This window comes from Cupriavidus sp. DL-D2 (assembly GCF_039710735.1).
In the GTDB taxonomy this organism is placed as follows: domain Bacteria; phylum Pseudomonadota; class Gammaproteobacteria; order Burkholderiales; family Burkholderiaceae; genus Cupriavidus.
This window is the reverse complement of sequence record NZ_JBDKXK010000015.1, coordinates 124,941-141,526: the sequence shown is the minus strand read 5'-3', so window position 1 is coordinate 141,526 and position 16,586 is coordinate 124,941. Positions and strand designations below refer to the sequence as shown.

The window sequence follows — 16,586 nt, the reverse complement described above, 5'->3', positions numbered from 1 at the left end:
TGCCGGCGCGGACCCCTGCGCGCCGGCGCTACCCGCGTCGGCGTTTTTTTCAAGCGCCCGTTGATAGAGGCGCGCGCCATTCCACAAGAATGGGTAGAGGAAAGACAACTCCATGCATGCAACCGACAGCCAGGGCACGCTCCAGCGTGGCCTGAAGAATCGCCACATCCAATTGATTGCGCTCGGTGGCGCCATCGGCACCGGCCTGTTCCTGGGCATCGGCCCCGCCATCAAGCTTGCAGGCCCTTCTGTCCTGCTCGGCTACGCCCTCGCCGGCATCGTCGCCTTCTTCATCATGCGCCAGCTGGGCGAGATGGTCGTCGATGAACCCGTGGCCGGATCGTTCAGCCACTTCGCCAACAAGTACTGCGGCCACTTCGCCGGCTTCATGTCTGGCTGGAACTACTGGGTGCTCTACATCCTGGTCAGCATGGCCGAACTGTCCGCCGTGGGCCTCTATGTCCAGTACTGGTGGCCCGATGTCCCCACATGGGTCTCGGCGCTGGGCTTCTTCGTGATCATCAACGCCATCAACCTTGCCAGCGTGAAATCGTTCGGCGAGATGGAATTCTGGTTCTCGATCATCAAGGTCGTGGCCATCGTGGGCATGATCGTCTTCGGCGCCTACCTGCTGGCTACCGGCGGTGCGGGTCCTGAAGCCGGCGTGGCCAACCTGTGGCAGCACAACGGCTTCTTCCCCAATGGACTGGGCGGCATGGTGATGGCGATGGCCGTGATCATGTTCTCCTTCGGCGGACTCGAACTGGTGGGCATTACCGCCGCCGAGGCCGACAACCCGAGCCAGAGCATTCCCAAGGCCACCAACCAGGTGATCTATCGCATCCTGATTTTCTACGTGGGTGCACTGGCCGTGCTGCTGTCGCTCTATCCGTGGCAGAAGGTGGTCACCGGCGGCAGCCCGTTCGTGCTGATCTTCCACGCGCTGAACAGCGATATCGTGGCAACCGTGCTGAACGTGGTGGTGCTCACCGCTGCACTGTCGGTCTATAACAGTGGCGTCTACTGCAACAGCCGCATGCTGCTGGGCCTGGCGCAACAGGGCAACGCCCCGCGCGCCCTGCTGAAAGTAAACCGTCGCGGCATTCCGCTGGCTGCACTGGCTGTGTCCGCCATTGCCACCGGTTTCTGCGTACTGGTCAACTACCTGATGCCCGGCGAAGCATTCGAGCTGCTGATGGGTCTGGTGGTATCGGCACTCATCATCAACTGGGCGATGATCAGCATCATTCACCTGATGTTCCGCCGCGCCAAGCGCAAGGCTGGCGAGACCACGTCGTTCCGCAGCCTCGGCTATCCGCTGACCAACTACCTGACGCTGGCGTTCCTGGCCGGCATCCTGGTGGTGATGTTCATGACGCCGGGCCTGCGCCTGTCTGTGTATCTGATCCCTGTCTGGCTGGCCGTACTTGGCGTAAGCTATCGCCTCCGGCAAAAGAACGCCGGCGCGGCCCTGCCCGTCGCCAGCGCCCAGATCCAGTGATCCGGCGCGGGCGGCATCGCATCGAAGCCGCCCGCCCCCTGAACCAGAAGAAGCCTCCCATGTTCGAACACATCGAGTCATTCCCCGGCGACCCCATCCTCTCGCTGAACGAAGATTTCCAGCAAGATCCGCGCACCAGCAAGGTCAACCTCAGCATCGGCATCTACTTCGACGATCAAGGCCGCCTGCCCGTGATGCAGGCCGTGGCCGAAGCCGAAGCCGCACTGCTGGCCGACATGGGTCCGCGCCCTTACCTGCCGATGGCTGGCATGGCCGCATACCGCCAAGCCGTGCAGGCGCTGGTGTTTGGCGAAGACAGCGCCGCGCGCGCCGAAGGCCGCATCGCCACGCTGCAGACGCTGGGTGGCTCGGGCGCGCTGCGCGTGGGTGCCGATTTCCTGCGCCGCTACTTCCCCACGGCCAAGATGTGGATCAGCGACCCGAGCTGGGAGAACCATCGCGTGGTCTTCGAGCGCGCCGGGTTCAAAGTGGAAAGCTATCCGTACTACGACGCTGAAACCGGCGGCCTGAAGTTCGACGCGATGCTCGCGGCTATCGAAGCCATTCCGCAGGGCGACGTGGTACTGCTGCATGCCTGCTGCCACAACCCGACCGGCGTGGATCTGAACGAAGACCAGTGGCGCCAGGTGATCGGCGTACTGAAGGCGCGCAAGCTGCTGCCGTTCGTCGACATGGCCTACCAGGGCTTCGGCACGGGGCTCGATGACGATGCCTTCGCCGTGCGTGAACTGGCTCGCCAGAACGTGCCGGCACTGGTGGCGAACTCGTTCTCCAAGAATTTCTCGCTGTACGGCGAGCGCTGCGGCGGCCTGAGCGTGATCTGCCAGAGCGCCGACGAAGCCAGCCGCGTGCTGGGTCAGTTGACCGGCGCCGTGCGCGCCAACTACAGCAACCCGCCGACGCACGGCGCCCGCGTGGTGGCGCGTGTGCTGACCACCCCGGCACTGCGCAAGAGCTGGGAAGAAGAACTGGCCGCGATGTGCCAGCGCATCGCCCGCATGCGTCAGGCCATCCACGATCAACTGCGCGAACATGTGAGCGGCGAGAAGCTGTCGCGCTACGTGAAGCAGCGCGGCATGTTCACGTACACGGGGCTCTCGGCCGAGCAAGTCGATCGCCTGCGCAACGAGCACGGCGTCTACATCCTGCGCTCGGGCCGCATGTGCGTGGCCGGGTTGAACGATAGCAATGTCGGCGTGGTAGCCAATGCGATTGGCGTGGTGCTGAAGGGCTGATCGGTCTGGTGTGGATTTGAAGGACAAAAGCCACCCTGCGGGGTGGCTTTTTTTTTGTGTTGCTGCTACCTGTCGCTATGCGCTCCCCTCTCCCGCTTGCGGGAGAGGAGAGTAAAAACAATGGCGGAATCCGCCTTACTTTCCCCCATTCGTCGCCGATTCCACAATCCCCAGCGCTTCCGCCTTCAGCACGAAATCCGCGAGCGACCTGGCGCCCATTTTCTTCATGCCTTGTGCGCGGTGGATCTTGACGGTGATCTCGCTGAGGTCCAGTTCGGCGGCGATCTGCTTGTTCAGCAGGCCGCGGGCCACGTAGCCCATGACTTCCTTCTCGCGTGGCGTCAGTTCGGCGTAGCGCACGCGGAGGTCCGATTCGGTGCGGTCCAGCTCGCGTCGGGCTGCATCGCGGGCCAGGGCGCTTTCCACGGCGTCGAGCATGTCCTGGTCGCGGAAGGGCTTGGCGAGGAAATCCATGGCGCCGGCCTTCATGGCCTTGACCGACATCGCGATATCGCCGTGCGCGGTCATGAAGATGATCGGAATCTGCATCTTGCTGGCGGCGAACTGTTCCTGCACGGCCAGGCCGCTCTGGCCCTTGAGGCGCACGTCGAGAATCAGGCAGCTGGGCACGTCCTGCATGGGCGCGGCCAGGAAGTCCGTAGCCGATGCGTAGGCCTCCACCTGGTAGCCGACGGAGCGCAGCAGCATCATCACGGCCTTGCGCATCGACTCGTCGTCATCGACCACGTAGACCATGGAGGGCCCGTTATCGGTTGAGACTGCTGAATTCATGATTCCCCTTCCCTCCGGAGCGGCAGTTCCACATGGAAGCTGGCCCCGGGATTGCCCGAGGTGGCCCAGATCTGGCCGCCATGCGCTTCCACGATGGACCTGCATATCGACAACCCCATGCCCACCCCGTCTTTTTTTGTTGTATGAAAAGCCCGGAAAATGCGCTCGGCATCGCCGTCCGCAAACCCTGGGCCGGTGTCGCTGACCACGATCCGGACATGCGATGCATCGGCCAGCAAGGTACTCACCCGCAGCACGCGCCGTTCGCTGCCCGCTTCGGACATGGCCTGCATGGCGTTGACCAGCAGATTCACCATGACTTGTTGCAACTGCACCGGATCGCCCGGAACGACCCACGCCTCCTCCGGCAACTGTACATCGAGCTGCACCTGATGCGTGGCACACTCGCGCGCCAGCAGCGACAGGGCTTCGCGCACGAGCGCGTTGACCTGTACCGCCGCCCATTGCGGCTCACGCTTCTGCGCCATGCCGCGAATCTGCTTGATGATCTCGGACGCCCGCTGCGCGTCGCGGATCATCTGCTCCACGGATTGCCTGGCTTCCGGCACGTCGGGGTCGGGCCGATCCATCCACCGCAGCGCCGAATCCCCGCACGTCACGATGGCCGCAATCGGCTGCGTCACTTCGTGGGCCATCGTTGTCGCCAGCCCGCCAAGTGTAGTCAGTCTCGACACATGTGCCAACTCCGTCAGTGATCGTTGCAGCGCCTCCTGTGCGGCCACGGCTGCCGTGATGTCCATGACCGCGCCCACGTATTCCGTCCGCTGGCCGGGCCGTTCGTTGATCCGCGCCACGAAATGCACGTGCTTGACCTCGCCGTCGGGCATCAGCAGGCGGTGCTTGCCGTCGATGTGGGGCTCGCCCCGGCGGATCGCGGCGTCCATGCCCTTCACAACGTCCATGTCGTCCGGATGCGTGCGCGCCAACACACGTTCGAAACGGGGGATTTCCTCCGTGCCGTAGCCGAGGATGCGGAATGCCTCGTCCGACCAGTTCATCTCGGTGGAATCGCGAAACCGCTGGATACTGCCGGTCTTGCTCAGGCGCTGGGCGTCGGCCAGAAAGGCTTCGTTGCGCGCCAGCTCCATCTCCGCACGGCGCCTTTCGGTGATGTCGTTGTTCGTGGCCATCAACGCGATGGCACGCCCCTGGCTGTCGCGCCACAACGCGATACGGCTCGCCACGATCAGGCCGTGTCCATCGCGATGGCGGCGTTCCACCTCGCCCTCCCAGCGGCCCTGGCGGGACAGCATCTCGTAGACCACATCGTGTGGCTGCGGAAAACGCGAATCGGTCAGGGTGTGGAAATCCGTGCCAACCGCCATGTCGGCGGGCCAGCCATACAGTATCTCGGCGCCGCGGTTCCAGAACGTGACCACGCCATGCATGTCATAGATCACGATGGCGTCGTGCGACAAGTTGAGCAGTTCGATCTGCTCGCGCATGCGGCGGTCCGTGCGAAGGTGCCGCATGGACAGCGCCGTGGCCGCGGCAATCGCCAGCAGGCTCACCAGGCAGCGCCCCAGCGCGCCCATCGTACTGGCCGGTTCATGCGTCAGCACGAACGCCGCCAGCGTCAACACCACGCACGCCAGGCTGGCGATCACGGTCAGCCTGGCCGAACCCGACACCGCCACCAGTTGCACCACCAGCACGTACAGCACGGCCACTGCCACCTGGTAGTGCGTAAAGGCATCGAACGAAAACACCGCCAGCGCAATGACCACGGCCAGCACCAGCATCCAGCGAAAGGTGGCGGCCGGATCGGGCACGACGGAGGCACCGAACGGGAGCGGTGAAGCGGAATGAAGGAAATCCGGCATGCGGCGCGTGCTCAGGCTGGTCAGGCAGATCGGAAGACCGCCACGCTAGGCGCGGGGCGGCTGGGAAGCATCGGCGCCCACGGCATGTGCGGCGACGGCATCCAGGTGTCGCTGGATTTCGGCGCCATTCACGGGCTTGCAGAGGAAGGCCAGAGCGCCGGCGCGCAGCGCCTCGCGCCGGATGGATTCGGTACAGAAAGCCGTGATGAAGATCACGGGTACGGTACTGCCCTGCGCCTTCAGCAGGCGCAGCATTTCGATCCCGCTCATCTCCGGCATCTGCACGTCCGAGACGATGCACGTCACGGACGTGGCATCGGCGGCAAGAAACGCTTTGGCGCACGGGTAGGTATGCACTTCCCACCCCAGCGATCGAACCAGTCGGGAAGTGGCAGTGCGGATGGATTCGTCGTCATCGACAATCGCGACGACCTGTTTCGTAGCCAAGCTGGCACCTCACTTCAATCTCATGGCGCTCATGTTAGCGAGTCAGGACAGCCATTAACACTATGCCTTCGTATAGTGAATCCGCCGGATACGAAAAGAACGGCAAACCGCCGCTTTCCCTTGTACGGCTTGGCTTACGGCGTGCTTTCAGCGCCCCTCTGCACAGGTCCGTGCGGTTGCGAAAACGGCGTCCATACCGCGAAAAGACCGCTTCACGCGCACGCATAGGCTCAAGCTTCCCTCCACCCTTCCTGCTGCACGGCACAGGAGATCGTCATGAAAACCACACTCGTTCGCACTGCCCGCGTCCTGCTGGCTGCTACCTGCCTCATCGGGGGCGCCGCCCATGCCGCCGACGACCCGGCCACCAGCCCGTTTGCTGCCGATCGCTATGACTACAGCGTGTTCCCGCCGGCCTCTGCAAACGCCAGCGCCAAGGCTTCGGTCAAACCGGCCCGCCCCGTGCATTGCCCCGCTGCCGCGACCGCATGCCAGCCGTCCCGCTGAGTGCGCTGCCGCGCGTCACGCATGGTGGCGTGGCGCTGATGGGACTGGCCCTGGGATGCGCCACCGGTGTCGACTTCGTCGCCACGGCCATCCTGGCCACTGCCGCCGTGCAGATCCGGGCGGGTGTCTACGCCACGCCCGACGAATTTCTCTGGTGCTTCACCGCCTATGCCGCCGCCGCCATCGTCGCCAACCTGATGTTGCGCCGGCTGGCCGAATACCTCAGCTATCGCGGCGTGTCGATCGCCGGCCTGTGGATCGCCATCGCCGGCAGCCTGCTTTGCGCCGCCTCGAACAACATTACCCAGCTTTCGCTGGCGCTTGCCGTACAGGGACTTGGCGCCGGCGGGCTGTTTGCTGCAGCGCGCACGCTGATCCAGCTCATCGCCACGCCCACCGAGCGCCCGCGCCTGCTGTGGCCCTTTGTGGTCGGCGCGCTGGGCATGCTGGCTGCCGCCCCATGGGTCACGGCCGTCCTGATGCTCGATGCCGGATGGCGCACGATCTTCGTGGTGCAGGCCATCGCCTCGGCCGCCACGCTGCTGCTGGTCTCGGTCACCTACCCGCACCGCGTGACGCCGCCGCGCGCGCCTGACCTCGACACGCTCGCCGCCATGGACTGGCTCACCGTGATCCTGCTCGGTGCCGGGGCACTGGCACTGGTGCATGGCCTGGCCGATCTCCGGCTATACACGGCGTCGGATGCACTCGACGTGGTGGCCTGGCCGCTGGCCGGCGCCGCGCTGATGGTGCTGGCCTTCATCCGCCTGCACCTGCGTCCCGATCCCTGGCTGAACACCCACCGGCTCGGCGGCAAGCGCTACCTCGTCGGGCTGGCCTTCTTCGCCATCTATTCGTTCACGGCCGGCCTGTGGAACTACCTGATGCCGATCCTGATGCAGCTCGGCCTCGGGTTTCCGTTCGAGACCACGGGCATGATCACCACCATCAGCAGCGCGTTCGGCATGGTCGCCGCCGTGCTGTTCGTGCTGTACGGCAGCAAGCTGCCGGGCACGCGCCGCTATCTCGCGCTGGGCTACGTGATGATCGCGGTAGCGGCATGGCTGCTGGCCACGCGCATCATGTCGGACCTGTCGGTGGACCGCATGCTGCAGGCGCTGGTGTTGCAGAGTGTGGCCGTACCGTTCGCCCTGGTGCTGGTGGCCAAGCTCTCGTTCATGGAAACGTCGCTCGACGATTTCTCGCACACCTACCAGTTCAAGAACATCGTGCGGCAAGTGGCGTCGGCGGCGGGCACGGGCACGGCGGCGCAATGCCTGCAGTACGGCGAGGCCGTGGCACGCACGCATCTTGTGGGACGCATCGATCCCTACCTGGCCTATCACCTGCCGCCTGGCCTGACGCTGGTCAGCCTCTCGCAGGAAATCGACCAGCAGGCCGTGCTGCTGGCGGGGTCGAACCTGCTGGCCATCGTGGCGCCGGCCTGCCTGCTCGTGGCAGGTTTTGCGGCGTGGCAGCGCTGGCTGCGCTGAAACGCCGCATTCGCGACGCCCTTCCCCTCCGTCAAAGATTGGCCGCGATGATCCGGGCGATGCTCGCATCGGCATCGCGGCCCACCGCCGCGTAGACATCCGTGGATAGCGGCGTCACCGTTGGCAGCTTGCCGAGCGAGGCGCCGCCGTGATCGTGCACATCCACCGTGGCCCGCATCGACAAGCCCAGCCGCAGCGGATGCGCGGCCAGTTCGGCGGGGTCCAGCGCGATGCGCACCGGCAGGCGCTGCACCACCTTGATCCAGTTGCCCGTGGCGTTCTGCGCCGGCAGCACCGAGAACGCGGCACCGGTGCCGGCCGAGAAGCCTGCCACCTTGCCGCTGTACTGCACGTGCGAGCCGTAGAAGTCCGAATAGAGCGTGACGGGCTGGCCCACGCGCATATCGGCCATCTGGTTTTCCTTGAAGTTCGCGTCCACCCAGATCTGGTTCAGCGGCACCACGCCCATCAGCGGCTCGCCGGGTGCCACGCGCTGGCCCACTTGCACCGCGCGCCGCGCCACGAACCCCGTGACCGGGGCCGGCAACGTGGAGCGGGCATGGGTCAGGTAGGCCGCGCGATAGAGCGCGGCGGCCTTCATCACCTCGGGGTGCGCCGCCACGGTGGAGTGGTCGGTCAATGCCTGGTTCGATACCAGCCGTTCCTGCGCCGCGCGCAACGCCGACTGTGCCGCCTTGAGGGTGGACTGCGCATGATCGACATCTTCCTTCGATACGGCGCCGGTCCCATCGACCGACATCCGCCTGCGCAGATCGTCACGGGCGTTCTCCATATTGGCGACGCGCTGGGCGATATCCGCCTGCAGCGTGCCGTTGTTGGCGTACAGCGTGCGCACCTGCCGCACGGTCTCCGCCAGTTGCGCGGCGGCCTGCTGCAGCGCCACCTCGCTATCGGTCGGATCGAGTCCGATCAGTTGACCGCCCTGCGTGACTCGCTGCGTGTCGTCCGCCGCGATCGACACCACGGTGCCGGGCACCAGCGAGGTCACCTGCACGATGTTGCCTCCCACATAGGCGTCGTCGGTGGACGCCTGGAAGCGGCCATCGTCGACCCACCACGTGGCCGAGGCGATGCCTGCGGCGGCGACCAGCGCTGCCACGGCAATCAGGCGGCGGCGCGGGACGGCACGAGGATTGGCGGCCACCTCGGCGGGTGCGGGCGTGGCCGGAGGAGCGGCCGGAGGAGCGGCCGGAGGAACGGACGGCGGATTGGGGGAAGTCTGTGCGGTCATGGTGTATTGGCCGATGCCGGTTCGTTGAGCGATGCCACGGGCGGATGTCCTTCGTAGCCGCCGCCGAGCGTCCAGATCAGTCGGAATTGAAGATCGAGCCGCTGGCCCTGCAATTGCGCCACGTCACGGCGCCGGGCCAGCAATTCGGACTGCGCGGCGAGTACCGCCAGTTGGTTGACGAGTCCGGCCTGCCAGCGGCGGGCGGCGAGCTGGTAAGCGTGATCGGCCAGTTGCAGCGCCTGTTGCCGCTGGGCGATCTCGGTTGCCGTGGACTGCAGGCCATCCACGGTGTCGGCGGTGTCGCGCAGCGCCTGTGTCAGTGTCTGGTTGTAGTCGGCCACTGCGGCGTCGTAGGCGGCATAGCGGCCGTGCAGATCCGCGCGCAGCCGGCCGCCTTCGAACACGGGCAGGTGCAGCGATGGGCCGAAGGCAAACGCGCGGCTCGCACCGAGCAGGAAATCGGCGGGAGTGATCGTGGTGAGGCCCGCCATGGCGTTGAGCGTGACATCGGGCAGGAACGCGGTGCGCGCCACCTCGATGTCCTTCGAGGCCGCCTCCACGCGCCAGCGGGCTGCCACCAGGTCCGGACGGCGGGACAGCAGGCCGATATGGGCATCGTCGGGCAGCCTGGCCACGGGCTGGCTGGCCGACATCGACAAAAGCACGGGCCGCGCGATGGCGAGCCCACGGTCGGGACCCTTGCCTAGCAAGGCGGCGATCTGGTGGCGGGCCACGGCGATGTCGTCGTCCAGGCGGGTCAGGTCGGCCTCGGCACCGGCCAGGTCGGCGTCCTGCAGCGTCGTGCCGACCTGCGTATCGAGCCCCGCCACAAGCCGCTCCCGGCCCAGCGTGGCCAACTCCCGCCGCTGGTCGATAGTCTGCGTGGTGACATCGCGCAAGGCGTACAGCGTGGCCAGCCGGGTATAGACGCGGGCCACGCCGGTGGTCAGCACCAGCTTTGCCGACTCGGCTTCCGCCTCGGCCTCGCTCACGCCGGACAGTGCGGCCTGCAGCTCGGCACGATGGCGCCCCCAGAAATCCAGGTCATACGAGAGTGCGCCAGACAGTTGCGCCTGATCCACCCATCGTCCTGCCAGCGGCGTGCCGCGCAGCGTATCGGTCTCGGAAATCCGCTCGCGGGTGAACCCGCCCTGGATGCCGATCTCCGGATACAGACCGCTGCGCGCGCCATCCGCCAGCGCACGCGCCGACGCCAGGCGCGCCAATGCGGCCTGCAGCGTGGGGCTGCCCGCCACCGCCTCCCGCGTCAGCGCACCCAGTTGGGGATCGCCGAACTGGTCTGCCCAGTCCTGCGCCGGCCACTGGCCGTGCATGGCCGGCAGGCTATGCGCCGTGCCGGATACGGCCGCGAGGTGCCGAGTGGGTCGCGCATCGCCGAATCCGGCACAGCCGGCAAGCGCCCCCAAGGTCAATGCAACGGCGGCGAGCGAGGCGCACCGCACTTCCAGAACGCCACGCATGGCTGCCCCATCCGAAGGTTTCGATGGACGGATAGTGGCGTGTAGCCACGCTTTACGTGATCGTGTTTGCAGACATTGTGTCGGGATTGCACGGCAAGCCTGCCGGGGCGCTTGTTTCGTTTGTTTGCGCCCCTCTGCTTGCTCTTTTCTCCCTCTCCCGCCCGGTTTGCTCCCCTCTCCCGCACGCGGGAGAGGGGTTGGGGGTGAGGGCGGGCCTTTCGGCACCGATCACGGATCTCGCATAGCCACCGCTTGCCCTCACCCCCGCCCCTCTCTCGCAAGCGGGAGAGGGGAGCAAACCAAAGGGGAGAAAACCGGGAGGTACGAGCAAACCCACTCCCCGGCACAAGAAACCCACCCGGAAAGCCCTAGGTCTTTCCGTAAAGAACCATCCTCATCCCTCCCCGCCTTATCCATCCGCCCATCCGTCACCTACGAAAAGGTGAGTGCGATTTGGCAAACCTATACCAACGTTTAACCCTACCTCATCCACTCGCCAATTGAGACCACCCATGGGCGGCTCCTACGATTCATCCCAGCCAGACACCGACTCGCCGAGGAGCCAGCCAGCATGAAATCCCGTCTCTTTCCCATCTCGATACTGTCCATCGCCGCCGTCGTGGCGATTGGACTGGCCGGTGCGGGTGTGTACCGGATGTGGGCGCAGGCCATTGCTCCTGTCCACCATGCCACCCAGGAGAACAACCAATGAGCCCACGCACCGCCGAGACCGATGTGCACCATGACAGTGCCCTCGACGAACGGGAAAGCCTGATGCTGATGTACGGCTGGATCGTGCTGGCCGTCATGAACCTGATCCTCATTGCCGTGGCGTTCCTTCGCTACGCCGCCTGACCCCCCTCTTACGGATATACGGAACGCCACGCCATGAAAGACCTCTCAACCAACGTCCTCGAACTGCCCGAAGCCACCCGCCCCCCGATGCCGCCCTCGCCGCGCGTCGAGGCAGCCCGTGCGCCGGCCCTTGTCTATCGTGAAGAGCAATGGCGCCAGCCGCCCGATGCCGAGACGCTGCAGGCCCGCCGCCCGGACAGCATCGTGATCTCGCGCTGGACCTGCGATGGCAACGATCCTGTCTCCGTGTCCCACGATGGCGACGGCGCGCACCACTGCATCTCGCTGGCGCTGCGCTCCGGTTCGGTGCGGTTGCTCTGCGGCGGCATGCCGGTGTTCGATGGCCGCATCACTGCCGGTTCCGTGCAGGTGACGGCGCCCGGCGTGGCGTCCCGTGCGGAATACGGTTCGGCCTGCGACCTGCTGCACCTGTTCGTGCCGCAAGCCGTGCTGGCCGCCTGCTACGAAGACCAGTTCGGCCATGCGCACCCCGGCGAGCTGCTGCTCGACGATCCGTTCGTGCATACCGATCCGGCGCTCGAACGACTGGGCCAGGCACTGGCCGTGGCACACACGCAGGACCCGGGCCTTGGCCGGATGTTTGCCGATAGCGTGGCGCTGGCCATCGTGGCCCGCGTGGTGGCGAATCACTTCCAGCGCGCCGCCACCAACCATCGCACGCAGACCGCGTTGCCGCAGTGGCGCCTGCGCCGGGCCATCGCGTTCATCGACGACAACCTGGCCGCACCGATTGGCCTGGCCGATATCGCCAGCAGCACCGGCCTCACCCGCATGTACTTTGCCGCGCAATTCCGTCGCGCCACCGGCATGCGTCCGCACGAATACCTCGTACGCCGCCGCATCGAGCACGCGCAGGATCTGCTGCGCCGCGGTCAAGGCAGCGTGCTGGAAGTGGCCATGCGCAGCGGTTTCCGCTCGCAGGCCCATTTCACCACCGTTTTCAAGCGCTTCGTCGGTGACACGCCTTACTGCTGGCGTGTCAAGGTCACCTCTACTCCAGGGAGCTCCCATGTTTGATGCCACTGAAGTTTTGCAACCGGCTGCTACCGATAGCCGCGATACGTTCGATGCACCCGATGCGCCCTTCGATCACTCGTGCGACGCGTGGCTGAGCACCATCGCCCTGCTGAATCCGCAAGCCCCTGCGCCCACGACCTACACCGCCGACGACCATGCGCATCGTGCCCACGCACCGATCGTCACCGTCATCGAGCGGCCCAGCAGTGCCATGGCCGTGGTGAGCTGGCGCGATGCCACGCACTGCCGCTATGGCGAGCAGATCTGGACCATCGGCATCGCCCGCCAGGCGGGCACCTGCGCACTGACCGGGCAGCCCATCGGCAAGATGGCCGCCGTCTATCAGCCGCAGCGCTCGCGCACCCCGGCCCTCAATGCCGACGCGATGATCCTGGCCTCGGCCATGGAAAACACCTGCGGCGTGACAGAGCCGGCGCGCGAGCCCGAAGCCGAGCCCGCCATCCGCTACCGTTCCCGGTGATCCGCCATGGCCATCGACAACGTTCTTGACCTCTCGCGCGCCCAGTTCGCATTCACGGCGATCTTCCACATCCTCTGGCCCATCCTGACCATCAGTCTGGCGGCCTGGCTCTTCATCGTGGAAGCGCTCTGGGTGCGCACCGGCGACCTCGGGTGGTACCGCCACGCGCGTTTCTGGGGCAAGCTGCTGCTGTTGAACTTCGCCGTGGGCGTGGTCAGCGGCATCCCGATGGAATTCGAGTTCGGCACCAACTGGAGCAGCTTCTCGCAGTTCACGGGCCAGTTCTTCGGCAACATCCTCGGCTTCGAAGGCGCCATGGCGTTCATGCTCGAAGCCGGCTTCATCGGCATCATGATGTTCGGCTGGGACCGCGTGTCGAAGGGGGTCCACCTGTTCGCCACCGGCATGGTCGCGCTCGGTTCGTCGCTCTCCGCGTTCTGGATCATGGTGGCGAATTCGTGGATGCAGACGCCAGCCGGCGTGGCGGTGGTCGACGGCAAGATCGTCGTGACCGACTACCTGCGTGCAATCTTCAATCCCGATGCGGTCTGGGGCATCACCCATATGTGGCTGGCTGCGCTGGAAACCGGGTTCGTGGTCGTGGCCGGCATCTCCGCGTGGTATCTGTTCAAGCGCCGCAATCCCGAGTTCTTTGCCAAGTCGTTCCGGCTGGCGATGCTGCTGCTCGTCATCGTGGCGCCCATCCAGGTCTGGCTGGGCGACGGCAGCGGCGTGGACGTGTTCCGCACGCAGCCCGCCAAGGGTGCTGCCATCGAGGGCCACTGGCATACCAATGCACCGGGCACTGCCGCGTCGTGGTCACTGCTCGCATGGCCCGACCAGGCAGCGCAGCGCAATAGCTGGTCCGTCGAAGTGCCGGGCATGCTGAGCCTGCTGGCCACGCACAAGGTAGATGGCACCGTCACGGGCCTCGCAGACATTCCGCGTGCCGACCAGCCGCCGATGCTCCCGCTGCTCTACTACTCGTTCCGGGTGATGGCCGGCATCGGCTTCCTGCTGGTACTGCTGGCCCTGCGCACCGCGCATGTGGTGTATCGCACGCGGCGCAACCCCGATGCCCTGGCCCAACACCGCTGGCTGATGCTCGCCTGGGTGCTGGCGATTCCGCTGCCCTACCTCGCGGTGGAGTGCGGATGGATCGTGCGCGAGGTGGGACGCCAGCCGTGGCTGGTCTATGGCCTGCTGCGCACCGAGGCCGGTGTTTCCACGGCCATCTCCACGCTCGACGTGACCAGCAGCATCGCGATGTTCGCCGCCTTCTACCTCGTTCTGCTCGCTACGTTCGCCTGGCTGGCCTCGCGCTGGTTGCGAAAAGGGCCTGACCTGACACTGGCCGCGCCGATGCAGGGCCTTGCCGCACGCACGGCACCCGTTGCCGGTGGCGGCACCTACTGATATCCGAGGCAAAGACCATGGAAACCTCTCCCCATACCCTGCTTGTCACGCTGTGGTTCGGCATTCTCGGCCTGATGCTGGCGTGCTACGTTGTCACCGATGGCTTCGACCTGGGCATCGGCATCCTGAGCCTGTTCGCGCCGGAACGCAGTGCGCGCGACGCGATGATCGGATCGATCGCCCACGTCTGGGATGCCAACGAAACTTGGCTCGTGGTGCTCGGCGGCGGCCTGTTCGGCGCGTTTCCCGCAGCCTACGCGCTGTTGCTGCCCCACCTGTATGTACCGCTGATGGCGTTGATCGCCGGGCTGATCATGCGCGGCGCGGCCATCGAGTTCCGTCACGCCGCAGAGCGCAACGTGCTGTGGGATCGCGTCTTCGGACTCGGCAGCCTCGTTGCAGCCGTGTCGCAAGGGGTGATCCTGGGCCGCGTCATCACCGGCCTGAACCCTGGGGCGTGGAACGCCGTCTTCACGCTCTTCGCCGCGATCGGCGTGGCGGCAGGCTATGCGCTGCTGGGCGCGACCTACCTGATCAAGAAGACACCGTATCCGGTGGAGAACGCCGCGCGCAACTGGACGCTGCTGATGCTGCCGGTCACCGTGGTCAGCGCGCTGGTCCTGTCCTTTGCCACGCTGCGCCTGAGCCTGATCGGCACCGAGCGCTGGCACGAGCATGGCGTGCTCGCCGTCCTGCTGGCGCTGGGTGTGATCGCGGCAGGCGCCGTGGCGTGGATCGCGGCAACAACCTGGACCGGCAGCCGCCGTGCGCCGTTCCGCGCCACCGTGCTGCTGTTCCTGGTGTCGTTCGGCGGGCTGGCCATCAGCCTGTTCCCCGATGTCGTGCCCGGCAAGCTGTCCTTGATGGCCGCTGCCTCCGACGACCGCACGCTGGTGTTCATGCTGATAGGTATCGGCCTGATGTTGCCGGTGATGCTGGGGTACAACCTGTACCAGTACCACGTGTTCCGGGGGAAGGTGGCGGCTTGAATTCTGCTTACTCCCTGTTTCTCCCCTCTCCCATGGAATGGGAGAGGGGTTGGGGGTGAGGGCATGGCAGTTCAAATCGCGGCTATCGTGTCCTGAACCGCCAGCCCTCCCCTCGCCCCTCCGCTTGCCTCCCAGTTCTACTTCGCCCTGCCTTCATCCTTTTTATTTACGAGCAGGGACAGAACTCAGATTTAATCAAATCAGAATAAGAGCAAAATAATAACAGTCTGTCTTTCCAAGACAAGAAACAGACATCCTCAATATCTGCACGGCACCGCAAACATAATATCCCCGTCATTACACCCGTTCGGGCGATGCGAGACACTGCCGTTTGCACCACACTGCTTTTCAAGAAACGACTATTTCGCCCCTTCCCGTCGTGCGCCGGGAGGGCGGGACAAACACGGCCATTGTCACAGTCCTGCGCAGCGCACATTTCCCGATTTCAAAAACTAGTAAATCAGCTATTAAACGGGCGTCCATCCGTTCATAGACTTCAGGCGTTACAGGTTGATTCAAGGTCGCGCGGCGATTACCACCCACGCAATATTCCAATCAGCCTGAGCGCCCCCGTCATTACGGCGGCTTCATTCACTAGATATAGAGAGAAGTCAAAATGAAAACCATTCGCCAAACCCTGATAGCTGGCCTTCTTGTCGCCGCCGCTGTGCTGCCGGGTGCCGCTTTTGCCTCGGACGGCACCATCACCTTCACTGGCCGCGTATCGTCGCAGACCTGCACGATCGGCGGTAACGGTGGCACTTCCAGCAGCTTCACCGTGACGTTGCCGGCTGTATCGACTTCCGCACTGAGCGGGACAGGCACCGCTGCCGGCCGCACGCCCTTCAGCATCCGCCTGTCGGGCTGTTCCACCGCCACGGGCAATGCCGCGGTCTATTTCGAACCGGGCGCCACCATCGACGCGGCCACGGGACGGCTGATCAACGGTGCCTCCAGCACGCCGGCCGGTAACGTCCAGATCGCGCTGCGCAACGCGGATATGTCGGCGATTACGCTCGGCGCGGCTGCCGGCTCGCAGAACTCGCAACAGGTTGCACTGGCCTCGGGTGCTGCCACGTTGAACTACAGCGCCGAGTATGTGGCAACAGGCACCGTGACGTCCGGCAACGTATCGACCTCTGTCGTCTATTCCGTCGTGTACCCCTGACCGGCTGCCCGCCGGTTGCGTGAGGGAGAGCCCCTGGCGGGCTCTCCGTATGTTCAACCACTGCCT

Annotated in this window: 16 protein-coding genes; 11 read left to right on the top strand and 5 right to left on the bottom strand. The window is 65.4% G+C overall.

Annotation, left to right across the window (positions count from 1 at the left end):
* Window positions 1-112 precede the first annotated feature (112 nt).
* Together ABDB81_RS11840 and ABDB81_RS11835 are read left to right on the top strand one after the other, a co-directional pair.
* Window positions 113-1,501: an amino acid permease gene (locus tag ABDB81_RS11840; protein WP_160473510.1), complete on the top strand. Its 1,389-nt coding sequence runs from the start codon at window positions 113-115 to the stop codon at window positions 1,499-1,501.
* Window positions 1,502-1,560: 59 nt separating this feature from the next.
* The gene (locus ABDB81_RS11835; protein ID WP_137928402.1) at window positions 1,561-2,757 is read left to right on the top strand and encodes an amino acid aminotransferase; all 1,197 of its coding nucleotides are present in this window, start codon (window positions 1,561-1,563) and stop codon (window positions 2,755-2,757) included.
* A 135-nt stretch (window positions 2,758-2,892) separates the two neighbouring features.
* Here the strand turns inward: ABDB81_RS11835 and ABDB81_RS11830 are convergent, their stop codons facing one another.
* From ABDB81_RS11830 to ABDB81_RS11820, 3 genes are read right to left on the bottom strand one after another with little or no spacing between them, the layout of a single operon-like run.
* Window positions 2,893-3,549, bottom strand: coding sequence for a response regulator transcription factor (locus ABDB81_RS11830; RefSeq protein WP_137928403.1), 657 nt, complete (start codon window positions 3,547-3,549; stop codon window positions 2,893-2,895).
* Window positions 3,546-5,393, bottom strand: coding sequence for a PAS domain S-box protein (locus tag ABDB81_RS11825; protein ID WP_237380451.1), 1,848 nt, complete (start codon window positions 5,391-5,393; stop codon window positions 3,546-3,548). The genes ABDB81_RS11830 and ABDB81_RS11825 overlap by 4 nt, the downstream gene beginning before the upstream one ends.
* A 45-nt stretch (window positions 5,394-5,438) precedes the next feature.
* Window positions 5,439-5,840, bottom strand: a complete 402-nt coding sequence (locus ABDB81_RS11820) for a response regulator (RefSeq protein WP_137928404.1) — start codon at window positions 5,838-5,840, stop codon at window positions 5,439-5,441.
* Between the two features lie 276 nt (window positions 5,841-6,116).
* Here ABDB81_RS11820 and ABDB81_RS11815 point away from each other — a divergent pair, with 276 nt between their 5' ends.
* Together ABDB81_RS11815 and ABDB81_RS11810 are read left to right on the top strand one after the other, a co-directional pair.
* Window positions 6,117-6,347: a hypothetical protein gene (locus tag ABDB81_RS11815; protein WP_137928405.1), complete on the top strand. Its 231-nt coding sequence runs from the start codon at window positions 6,117-6,119 to the stop codon at window positions 6,345-6,347.
* Window positions 6,329-7,840, top strand: coding sequence for an MFS transporter (locus tag ABDB81_RS11810; RefSeq protein WP_346811246.1), 1,512 nt, complete (start codon window positions 6,329-6,331; stop codon window positions 7,838-7,840). Before ABDB81_RS11815 ends, ABDB81_RS11810 begins: the two co-directional genes overlap by 19 nt.
* Before the next feature lie 31 nt (window positions 7,841-7,871).
* Here the strand turns inward: ABDB81_RS11810 and ABDB81_RS11805 are convergent, their stop codons facing one another.
* Entirely contained in the window at window positions 7,872-9,092 is a 1,221-nt protein-coding gene (locus ABDB81_RS11805; RefSeq protein WP_346811244.1) for an HlyD family efflux transporter periplasmic adaptor subunit, read from the bottom strand.
* Complete coding sequence (locus ABDB81_RS11800; protein ID WP_171020529.1) at window positions 9,089-10,573, bottom strand: efflux transporter outer membrane subunit; 1,485 nt, start codon at window positions 10,571-10,573, stop codon at window positions 9,089-9,091. Before ABDB81_RS11800 ends, ABDB81_RS11805 begins: the two co-directional genes overlap by 4 nt.
* 571 nt (window positions 10,574-11,144) lie before the next feature.
* Here ABDB81_RS11800 and ABDB81_RS11795 point away from each other — a divergent pair.
* The 7 genes from ABDB81_RS11795 (at window position 11,145) to ABDB81_RS11765 (ending at window position 16,520) form a co-directional block, all read left to right on the top strand.
* Entirely contained in the window at window positions 11,145-11,285 is a 141-nt protein-coding gene (locus tag ABDB81_RS11795) for a hypothetical protein (RefSeq protein WP_346811242.1), read from the top strand.
* Window positions 11,282-11,428: a hypothetical protein gene (locus ABDB81_RS11790; RefSeq protein WP_160473504.1), complete on the top strand. Its 147-nt coding sequence runs from the start codon at window positions 11,282-11,284 to the stop codon at window positions 11,426-11,428. Before ABDB81_RS11795 ends, ABDB81_RS11790 begins: the two co-directional genes overlap by 4 nt.
* A gap of 33 nt (window positions 11,429-11,461) precedes the next feature.
* A complete protein-coding gene (locus ABDB81_RS11785; protein WP_346811240.1) occupies window positions 11,462-12,466 on the top strand; it encodes an AraC family transcriptional regulator in 1,005 nt (334 codons plus the stop codon).
* Entirely contained in the window at window positions 12,459-12,947 is a 489-nt protein-coding gene (locus tag ABDB81_RS11780; protein ID WP_137924832.1) for a DUF3331 domain-containing protein, read from the top strand. Before ABDB81_RS11785 ends, ABDB81_RS11780 begins: the two co-directional genes overlap by 8 nt.
* A 6-nt stretch (window positions 12,948-12,953) precedes the next feature.
* The gene (locus ABDB81_RS11775) at window positions 12,954-14,363 is read left to right on the top strand and encodes a cytochrome ubiquinol oxidase subunit I (protein WP_160473503.1); all 1,410 of its coding nucleotides are present in this window, start codon (window positions 12,954-12,956) and stop codon (window positions 14,361-14,363) included.
* Between the two features lie 17 nt (window positions 14,364-14,380).
* Complete coding sequence (locus tag ABDB81_RS11770) at window positions 14,381-15,352, top strand: cytochrome d ubiquinol oxidase subunit II (RefSeq protein WP_137924830.1); 972 nt, start codon at window positions 14,381-14,383, stop codon at window positions 15,350-15,352.
* A gap of 616 nt (window positions 15,353-15,968) precedes the next feature.
* On the top strand, window positions 15,969-16,520 hold the full coding sequence (locus ABDB81_RS11765; RefSeq protein ID WP_137924829.1) for a fimbrial protein: 552 nt from the start codon (window positions 15,969-15,971) through the stop codon (window positions 16,518-16,520).
* Window positions 16,521-16,586 lie beyond the last annotated feature (66 nt).